This is a genomic window from uncultured Sphingorhabdus sp. (genome assembly GCF_937872355.1).
Taxonomy (GTDB): domain Bacteria; phylum Pseudomonadota; class Alphaproteobacteria; order Sphingomonadales; family Sphingomonadaceae; genus Sphingorhabdus_B.
On the sequence record NZ_CALMSV010000014.1, the window covers coordinates 1 to 3,783 of the forward strand.

General features: G+C 57.1%; 3 protein-coding genes. 2 read left to right on the top strand and 1 reads right to left on the bottom strand.

The features are described 5' to 3' along the window. On the bottom strand, positions 1-1,633 hold a 1,633-nt coding region (locus tag Q0239_RS00695), incomplete at its 3' end, for a S8 family peptidase (RefSeq protein ID WP_298596829.1). 316 nt (positions 1,634-1,949) lie between these two features. Between Q0239_RS00695 and Q0239_RS00700 the strand changes: the two genes are divergently transcribed. Together Q0239_RS00700 and dapD are read left to right on the top strand one after the other, a co-directional pair. Next, on the top strand, positions 1,950-2,624 hold the full coding sequence (locus Q0239_RS00700) for a pyrimidine 5'-nucleotidase (protein ID WP_298596832.1): 675 nt from the start codon (positions 1,950-1,952) through the stop codon (positions 2,622-2,624). A gap of 2 nt (positions 2,625-2,626) precedes the next feature. After that, positions 2,627-3,466: a 2,3,4,5-tetrahydropyridine-2,6-dicarboxylate N-succinyltransferase gene (dapD, locus tag Q0239_RS00705; RefSeq protein WP_298596835.1), complete on the top strand. Its 840-nt coding sequence runs from the start codon at positions 2,627-2,629 to the stop codon at positions 3,464-3,466. Positions 3,467-3,783 lie beyond the last annotated feature (317 nt).

Consider the following 3,783-nt stretch of genomic DNA (forward strand, 5'->3'; position numbering starts at 1 on the left):
CGGTTTCACCCGTCCACATGTTGGTTCCGCCACCCAATATGGTCTCGCGTTCATCGAGCAATGTGCCTGACAGCTTTAAGCGCAAAGCACCCAATTCGCGATCAAGTCCGACATGAGCGAGGCGATAGCCATAGCCGCGATAGCGGCTGCGCATCGGGTCACCTGCAAATTCCTTCCACAGGCGGACATCGCCGCTTTCACCCGCGACGGTCATTCCAAAGCCTGCGACTTGCTGGCGATAGGCAAAGGCCGAGGAGGGCTGACTGAAAAAGCCGAATGATTCCTGTGCTGCATCGGCGGCGATAAAGCTGGCTGCCCGATCAATGGCCATCTGGCCGATCAATGCGCCGCTGCTTCTGGCGATGCCAAGCGCAAACTGGCGATCATTGCCTAATTTGGCGATCACCGATCCCGCAATCGCGCGCGCCTGCCCACGCTCCCGAGGTGAAAGATCGAGCCGGTCGGGTCCCACGCCGTCGCGGCGGTTGGCAACCGACAAGCTGACGGCCAAATTGGGGTTGGCAGCGGTGCGGGTTTCGGTTCCTATCGATAGAGCGGGTGCCAGTTTTGGCGCTGATTTGGCAGATAATAATGTGCTGCTGAAATCAGCGTTGAACGCTCGGCCGTAGCTATCGAGTATGATCGCCTTCGGCCCATCACGCACGGTTGCATCGCCCATTGGTCCACCCAGTGTGGCCGTTGCAGCGGTTGGGACGGGTATTGGGGTCCCGGCGATTGATTGCTGGCCCTGTGGCTGAAAGGCGCGCGCAAGATTCAATTCACCTCGGCCATAAATGGCATCTGTTCCGGCTGCACCCAAATCGGTTGTCGTAGAAAGCAACAGGTCGACGATCTGTCGGCCGGTCAGATTGGGGAAGGCTTGTGCGAGCAGAGCCACCGCCCCTGAAACAATTGGAGCGGAAAAACTGGTGCCGCTCCACAGGAACTGTGCCCCTGTCTCGTCTGGCGCGCGCACACGAACGCCCAGCGCTGTAATATAATAATTTTGGCCAGTGCCCGCACGATTGGAGAATGTTGAGATTTGCTGGTTCGAATCCGTGGCTCCTGCGATGAGGATTTGGCCCCTAGCTATAGGATCAAGCGCAGTTAGCGCCATTGGGTCAGGATTGATTGCATTTGCCGGGTCAGTGTCAAATTCATTGCCGGCTGAAATTACGATGACTATGCCAGCTGCAGTGGCGCGATCGACGGCGGCGCGCAGGTTCGAATTCATCGGCGAACCGCCGAGCGACATATTGATCACCCGAGCGCCAACGGACACGGCACGGTCTACAGCCCGCGCCATATCATTGTCGTTATGCGTGCACCCGGCATCAGGATCAGGATCGGTGCAGGTTCCGGGGGTGTCAGTGCGAAGCACAAGTAAGGTGGCACCAAAGGCAACGCCATGGGCATTGAGGTTGTTCTTGGCGCCGAGCAAGATGGAAGACACTGCCGAACCGTGTCCGCCTTCATCCTGAAGGCCGCGTGTTCCCGCAAAATCTCCGGATTGCGGATGAATCTTGCCTGAAAATTCAGGACTGTCGATATCGATACCGCTGTCGACCACACCGGCGATCACGCCTGTACCGGTGGCCCCGGCATTATAGGCCGCAATGGCCTGTGCCTGCACCGCACCATTTGATTGTTGGTACTCGGCTGTGTCGAAATTCGATGCCGGTGGTGGTGGGGGCGGGGGAGGAGGTGTTACTGCAGGTGGCGGGGGCGGTGTCGAACTAATACCGCCGCCGCTTCCACCTCCACCTCCGCAAGCAGAAACCGAGAGTGCAAAAATAATAGATGTGCCAACCGCGATGCTGCGAACTTTGCCTGTGTCGGCCATTTCATTCCCCAAACTATAACTTACGATATTACTTCGGACTCGCTTGCACCAGCCTTAACACAGATGAACCTTGCGAGATTTGACACCTGTAGTTAACGGGGCGGCGATGTCTCCCGCGACCCATCCTGACTTTGATCATGTCGACACCTGGATATTTGATCTGGATCTGACGCTCTATACGCCGGAGCATAATATCATGGAGCAGGTGCGCAATCGGATTGCGGCCTATGTCGAGGATTATTTCAAGGTCGACGGCGAACGCGCGCACAAGATTCGTTACGATTACTGGCGTAAATATGGGACGACGCTGGGCGGTTTGATGGCAGAACATGGCGTTGATCCACATGGCTATCTGGATTTCGTCCATGATGTCGACATGTCGCTTTTGCAGCCATGCAAAAGGTTGCGGGCAGGGATAGAAGCACTGCCAGGCCGAAAGCTGATCTTCACCAATGCAGATGCGCCCTATGCCGAACGTGTGCTCATGGCACGCGGCCTCGAAGGCGTTTTCGAAGATATTTTCGACATTCACCGGATGGAGCATAAGCCGAAACCGGCGAGCGATAGTTACCATGCGCTTTGCACGCAGCTGGGTATCGAGCCGGCGTCAGCATTGTTTGTCGAAGATTCGGCGCATAATCTGGAACCGGCCAAATCGCTGGGCATGACGACCATTTGGGTTAATCATAGCGGCAATGCCGAATCTGGCGATGCGCGCCCGCATTATGTCGACCATGAAATAGCAGATGTGGCCAGCTGGCTGGCCGGAGAAAAGGAATAGAAATGACCGAAGCACTGCAAGCGATCATCGAAAAGGCGTGGGATGAACGCGACGGCATCACCATTGGCACCGGAGGCGAAGTACGTGCGGCAGTCGTTGAGGCGCTCAATCTGCTCGACAGTGGCCAACGTCGTGTGGCGGAAAAGGTCGATGGCAATTGGCAGGTCAACCAATGGCTGAAAAAAGCCGTCCTCCTGTCCTTCCGCCTCAACGATATGGAGACCATCCCTGGTGGTCCGGGTGGTTCGCATTGGTGGGACAAGGTGCCGTCCAAATTTGCTGGCTGGGGTGAAAATCGTTTTCGCGATGCAGGTTTCCGCGCCGTTCCGGGCAGCATCGTCCGCCACAGTGCGCATATCGGCAAGGGCGTGGTGCTGATGCCCAGCTTTGTAAATCTGGGTGCCTATGTCGATGAAAATAGTATGGTCGATACTTGGGCAACCGTCGGCAGCTGCGCGCAAATCGGCAAAAATGTGCACCTGTCGGGTGGCGTCGGTATTGGCGGGGTGTTGGAGCCGCTGCAGGCAGGCCCGGTGATTATCGAAGATGACTGCTTCATCGGCGCTCGTTCTGAAGTCGTCGAAGGCGTTATCGTCGAGCAAGGCGCAGTGCTGGCGATGGGTGTATTCCTATCCTCGACCACCAAGATTATCGACCGCGCAACCGGCGAAGTCTTTGTCGGCCGTGTGCCTTCTTATTCGGTAGTGGTCCCTGGCGCGCTGCCCGGCAAGCCGCTTCCCGATGGCTCTCCTGGCCCAAGCCTTGCCTGTGCCGTGATCGTCAAACGGGTCGATGCCCAAACCCGTTCGAAAACAGCGATTAACGAGCTGCTGCGCGACTGACCGCGCTTATATTTCGACGAACCGCATCCGGTTTCGCTTGCAATAAAAGAGCGAATCGCTCTAATTTGCTCCTGCGGACCGGGCCCCTCTGGCGCTCGCTTCTTCGGAAGGAACGTGATGTCGGCCGCATCGGATCTCCGGTGCTTGGGTTTGCGGTCCCTGTTTCCCCCGAATGCCCCTTCCCGACGCCGGAGCTCCGATTGAACACCAATTGTTCAAGAGGAGAAAGACATGTCGGAACGTACATTCCGCCTGATGCAATATCACCAGAAGCTCGATGAAGAGCTGCGCGCCGAAATGCGCAGCAACTGGCCGAG